At 35.8% G+C, this 5968-nt stretch carries 5 protein-coding genes; 3 read left to right on the top strand and 2 right to left on the bottom strand.

The window, feature by feature from the left end:
- A partial coding sequence (gene ytxJ / locus ACIQ2S_RS10270) for a bacillithiol system redox-active protein YtxJ (RefSeq protein ID WP_396175642.1) occupies window positions 1–374 on the top strand: 374 nt, incomplete at its 5' end.
- A 157-nt stretch (window positions 375–531) separates the two neighbouring features.
- On the opposite strand, the gene ACIQ2S_RS10265 is transcribed toward ytxJ, so the two are convergent.
- Both ACIQ2S_RS10265 and fahA read right to left on the bottom strand, forming a co-directional pair.
- On the bottom strand, window positions 532–1713 hold the full coding sequence (locus ACIQ2S_RS10265) for a hypothetical protein (protein ID WP_396175641.1): 1182 nt from the start codon (window positions 1711–1713) through the stop codon (window positions 532–534).
- A 118-nt stretch (window positions 1714–1831) separates the two neighbouring features.
- Window positions 1832–3115, bottom strand: a complete 1284-nt coding sequence (gene fahA, locus ACIQ2S_RS10260; protein WP_396175639.1) for a fumarylacetoacetase — start codon at window positions 3113–3115, stop codon at window positions 1832–1834.
- 109 nt (window positions 3116–3224) lie between these two features.
- Here fahA and glyA point away from each other — a divergent pair, with 109 nt between their 5' ends.
- On the top strand, window positions 3225–4499 hold the full coding sequence (gene glyA / locus ACIQ2S_RS10255) for a serine hydroxymethyltransferase (RefSeq protein WP_396175637.1): 1275 nt from the start codon (window positions 3225–3227) through the stop codon (window positions 4497–4499).
- Between the two features lie 117 nt (window positions 4500–4616).
- Window positions 4617–5968, top strand: a 1352-nt coding sequence (locus ACIQ2S_RS10250; RefSeq protein WP_396175635.1) for a LysM peptidoglycan-binding domain-containing protein, incomplete at its 3' end; no start/stop codon positions are given.

Raw genomic sequence — 5968 nt, 5'->3', positions numbered from 1 at the left:
ATAATCTTTTCGGGAATACAGAGCAGGGAAATGTTTCTAAAATAGAATGGAGAAAAGTAACGGACTTGGGTCAGTTAAATGAAATGACCGAACTCTCATTTGAAAAACCGGTACTGATTTTTAAACACAGTACCCGTTGCAGTATCAGTAGATTTGCATTAAAACAATTTGAAAATGACTATGATTTTTCGAATGAGGAATTGCAGCCTTATTTTTTAGATTTACTTGATTACAGAAGTGTTTCGAATGAAATTGCGGCAAGGTTCGGTGTTTTTCACCAATCGCCACAGATTTTAATTATCAAAGAAGGAAAATGTGTGTATGATGAATCACATGATTCTATCAGCATAGATAGCGTTAAAAGAGTTTTATAATAAAAGAAAATATCTAAAATGTCCGAAATTGTCGAGATGAACTCGTTTCAGCTTCTATAAGCTATTAAAAATCAATGTATTTGAGATTCCGAAATATATTCGGAATGAAAGAATCACTACTTTAAGGACACCTTTCTTTTTATTATTTTTCAGTTAGTTAATTACGGATTCGGTATCTCGTAATAATTGCTTTTAGTTTAGCTTTCAAATCTTCTCCCGTATCAAAAACCATTTGTTCGTTGGAAGGAAACGGCACCGCTCTTTGTCCGAAATAGGAGTTAAAACTTTCATCAAATGCTCTTCTGTCACCTCTAAAAGTAGCATAAATATGTTCGAAGAGGAACTCGCTTGCCAAAGGGTAGGTGTTGGTTAATTGATTCGTTGTAAAGTCTACATAATCTACTTTAGCTGTCACTTGACAGGCTTTGAATTGCGTAAATTGATAAGCAGTTCCTTTGACAGTTATAAATTTGTCTACTTTTACAGCATTTCCTAAACTGTCTCTAACTACGTTTCCATTGTTGTCAACTAAGTTTAGAGAGCCGTCTTTTAATTGCTTTTCTTGCGTAACTTCTTTTTCGCGAATTTGTTCCGGGGATATATTAATTTCTCTAAAATTTACAATAATTCCAAAATCGTACACTACGTCTTTAACACGATTGCTGTGATAAACCGTCCATTTATCATTGAGTCCGTAGGTGCTGAAATCAAGTAAGTCATTTTGTAATAGAACCGGTATAACCATATTTGTTTCATTTTTGGTATACACATGAACAAAGTCGGTTCCTTTAAATTGTGCCTCATTGATTAGTTTTGAAACATCTTTATAACCCGGGTTAATTTGATTTAAATAAACTAAATCGTCGTAAACGTTTCGTGCTTCTAATTTTGAAGCATTGGTTAAGATGTTTTTAGAATTGCTGTATAAATGGTTAGATAGCGTGTTTTTACTATCAATAATATCATTCGAATAATCATCAAATACAAACGTTGCATCACGACCTTCGTTCAATAACTTTAAAGGAAGCAGCGGTCTGATTAATTCCTGACGGTTATTTAATTGCACGTAGGTATTGAATATTTTTTCCAAATTAGCGGCATTTGCATCATTATACCAAGTGGTGATATTTCGTAAATCACGTTCCTTGGCTTTTGCAAATGCTTCTTCTAATAAATAAACATAATCTTGTTTGCCCTTTGCGTTTTTATTTGTTCGTAAATTGTTTACAGCAGTTTGAATGGCAGCATCGTAATTGCCCGAATTTACCATTCGTTCGGTTTGTTTAGAGCCGCAAGATGCAAGTAGGAACAGACTAAGTAAAAAAGTGAATTTTTTCATTTCCGTTAATTTTAGCAAATATATTTTTTTTGAGGGAATTAGAGAGTTTATTCCTGAATTACTTTAAAATCTTAGCAGTTTTCAAAAAAAACTCAGGTTGGATACCTGAGTTTAATTGTTACTTTCTAACAAATGTTGGGAGTAGTTTTGTGCTGACTTCACCAAAACCTATCCTAAATTGACTATTTTGACAATAGCCTTTTATAGTTACCGTGTCGTTATCATTAATGAATTTTCGTTCGCTACCATTTGATAATTTAATTGGGTTTTGTCCTCCCCAAGTTAGTTCTAACATAGAACCAAAACTATCAGGATTTGGACCCGATATTGTGCCGGATCCCATCATGTCGCCTGAATTTACTTTACATCCGTTGCTGGTATGGTGTGCTAGCTGCTGAGCCATCGACCAATACATATATTTGAAGTTTGTTTTACTAACCAAAGTTGGTTTTGCTTTTTCAGGTGCAACATACACTTCAAGATTAATATCAAAAGTGTTCTTTCCTTTTTGCTGTAAATAGGGAAGAGGTGTAGGTTCTTGTTTTGGACTTTTTGTTCGGAAAGGTTCTAAAGCGTCTAACGTTACAATCCATGGTGAAATGGAGGAAGCAAAGTTTTTTGCCAAGAAGGGTCCTAATGGAACATATTCCCATTTTTGGATGTCACGTGCACTCCAGTCATTTAAAAGTACCATTCCGAAGATATAATCTTCTGCTTCATTAATTGGAATATTTTCACCCATAATGTTGCAATCAGTAGTAATAAATGCAGTTTCGAGTTCAAAATCGACCAGACGTGAAGGTCCAAAAACAGGTTGCGTTTCACCATTCGGGAGTGTTTGCCCCATAGGTCTGTGTACTGGAATTCCGGAAGGTACAATTGTAGAACTTCTACCATGGTATCCTACCGGTATATGCAACCAGTTAGGAAGCAAGGCGTTCTCGGGATCACGAAACATTTTACCAACATTGGTAGCGTGTTCTTTGCTGGAATAAAAATCAGTATAATCACCAATTAGCACGGGCAATTGCATTTCTACTTCATCAATTTTGAAAATGATTATATTACAGTGCTTCTTATTATCTCTTAACTTCGGATTAGTATTGTCAAAAATATCTCCAATTCTGTTTCTAACCAACCGCCATGTTTTTTTTCCGTCAGAAATAAAATCATTTAGTGTATCCTGCATGAACATATCATCGGTCAATTCGATTCCTTCAAAATAATTTAGTTGCTGCATCGCCCCTAAATCAATTGCATAGTCACCAATACGAGTGCCTATTGTGATGATGTCGTCTTTGGTCAAGAACACACCAAAAGGAATGTTTTGTATGGGAAAGTCACTGTTTTCTGGGACTTCCAGCCATGATTTTCTTTTGGGGTCATTGGTTATATTTGGCATTTTGTGAGTGGTTTTATTGTTGAAAAATTATCAATCAAATATAATAGCTATTGTTAATTTAACAAACGATTTTTGTAATTTTGAATCCAATTTAACGAAATATTATCAAATGCAACGCGACGAACAAATTTTTGAACTTATTCTTGACGAACAAGACAGACAAATTCACGGAATAGAATTGATTGCTTCAGAGAATTTTGTAAGTGATCAGGTAATGGAAGCAGCAGGTTCTGTTTTAACAAATAAATATGCCGAAGGTTATCCAGGCAAGAGATATTATGGTGGTTGTGAGGTCGTTGACCAAATTGAACAAATTGCCATTGATAGAGCCAAAGCATTATTTGGTGCCGAATATGCAAATGTTCAGCCTCATTCAGGATCACAAGCTAATACCGCAGTGTTTTTTGCTTGCCTTAAACCTGGAGACAAAATTTTAGGTTTTGATTTATCGCATGGCGGTCACTTAACGCATGGTTCTCCTGTTAATTTTTCCGGAAGATTATATAATCCTGTTTTTTACGGGGTAGAAAAAGAAACCGGAGTTTTGAATTATGACAAAATTCAGGAAATAGCAACAACGGAGCAACCTAAAATGATTATTGCCGGTGCTTCAGCTTACTCTCGTGATATGGATTTTAAACGTTTCAGAGAAATCGCAGATAGCGTGGGAGCTATTTTATTGGCTGATATTTCACATCCGGCAGGTTTAATTGCCAAAGGATTATTAAACGATCCTGTTCCGCATTGCCATATTATTACGACTACTACTCACAAAACATTGAGAGGTCCGCGAGGTGGAATGATTCTTATGGGTAAAGATTTTGAAAACCCTTTTGGAATTAAAACCCCTAAAGGGGAAATCAGAATGATGTCGTCATTACTAGATGGAGCGGTATTTCCAGGAAATCAAGGCGGACCCCTAGAACATATTATTGCAGCTAAGGCAATCGCTTTTGGTGAGGCACTAACAGACGAATTTTTCAGATATCAATTACAGGTACAAAAAAATGCGAAGGCAATGGCAGCTGCATTTGTTAAAAGAGGATATGATATTATTTCTGGTGGAACTGATAATCACATGATGCTAATCGATTTAAGAAATAAAAATATTACAGGAAAAGAAGCTGAAAATGCATTGGTAAAAGCGGAGATCACTGTGAATAAAAACATGGTTCCGTTTGATGATAAGTCGCCGTTTGTAACTTCAGGTATACGCGTAGGAACACCTGCAATTACCACTAGAGGCTTAACTGAGGCCGACATGGAAACCGTTGTTGACTTAATTGACCGAGTAATTATTAACCATACAAATGAGTCAATTATAGAGGAAGTAGCTGATATTGTGGGAGATATGATGGGAGAACGGCCTATTTTTGTCTTTTAAAATTGTTAATAACATCTATTAATTTGACCTTCGGAAGGATTTTTCTTCTGAAGGTTTTTTTTAAATTTAAGAAACAATTTGATAAATTTTATTTATCATATTTCTTAATGTATCAAAATGAGGTATAAAATACCACTAATTTTATTTTTTCTTTTGTTTTTGTCTGGCTCCACTTTTGCTCAGGGAGACTACCAAAAGCACACGGTTTTAAAAGGAGAGACGGTATCCTCTATTTCAAGAAAATACGGTGTTTCGGTAGGCGAACTACTAAAGTTGAATCCAAGTACTGAAAATATTCTTTACGAGGATCAGGAGATTTTGATCCCTAAATCGCAAGATTCTTCAAGTGCTACTTATGCCGGTTCTTCATCAAATCAAGCAGGTAATAGCGATGTGTATTATCATACTGTACAATCGGGGGAAACCAAATTTGGATTGTCAAGACGCTATAGCGTTTCAATAGAAAAGTTAGAGAATGAAAATCCGCATATTGTCCTTGTGCTTCAAGCCGGACATAAATTAAAAATTACCGGAGGAAAAGATTTGTCTGCTCAATTTTTCCAAGCTGTAAATGCTACTTCAAAAGTAAATTATTCGAAAACAATAAGTTATGTTGTATTGCCAAAAGAAACCTTATGGGGACTTTCTCAACGTTTTGGTCTGACGGTTGATGAATTAGTTAGTGCCAATCAGGACGCTTTAACTGGCGTTTTGAGAGGTGGTCAAACCATTAGCATACCTATTAAAGATGAAAATGGTACTTCTGCTCCAACACAAACGGGAGAATCCTATGTGGTTCAGCCAGGCGATACCAAATTTAGTCTTTCTAAAAGATTTGGAATTTCTATCAGTGAAATGGAGCAATTGAATCCGCAAATAGCGGCAATGTTGCAGACGGGACATGTTTTGGTGCTTCCATCCAACAAAATTGGTCTAGTTCAAAAAACGCCTCAGGTTTCAAAACCTATCGAACCCGAGGTAACAACACCTCAAAATACGACTGTTGTTTCAAATCCAACAACCGAAGTTGAAAAGTATAAATCCTACGAAGTTCAACCAAAACAGACGTTATTTGGCTTAGCTAAAATGGCAGGATTAAGTCAGAATCAATTGCTTGAATTAAATCCTGATTTGGCCGATGGTGTTAAAATAGGAATGATTATTCGCGTACCAGAAAATGCACTGGTGCCTGATCAAGTTCCTGTTACAACAACAGCATCGGTAGTTCAGAGAAAATTATTTAATTCTTTAAATAAGGTAGAAAAGAAAAGGATTGCCTTTTTGTATCCGGTGAATGAATCAGATTTTACATCGTGGGTCAGTGCTCCCAAAGTTTTAGCTATTAGTGCAAAACCCGAGCTAAAGCGATCCACTGATTTTTATTTAGGAGCTCAAATGGCAATGGATTCGCTGCGGAAATTAGGATTACAAATTGAGGATATAAAGGTGGCTTCTTCGGTAAATTCCAT

The organism is Flavobacterium sp., assembly GCF_044371705.1.
GTDB lineage: Bacteria > Bacteroidota > Bacteroidia > Flavobacteriales > Flavobacteriaceae > Flavobacterium.
The sequence above is the reverse complement of the archived record's forward strand: the minus strand, read 5'-3'. Positions and strand labels throughout refer to the sequence as shown.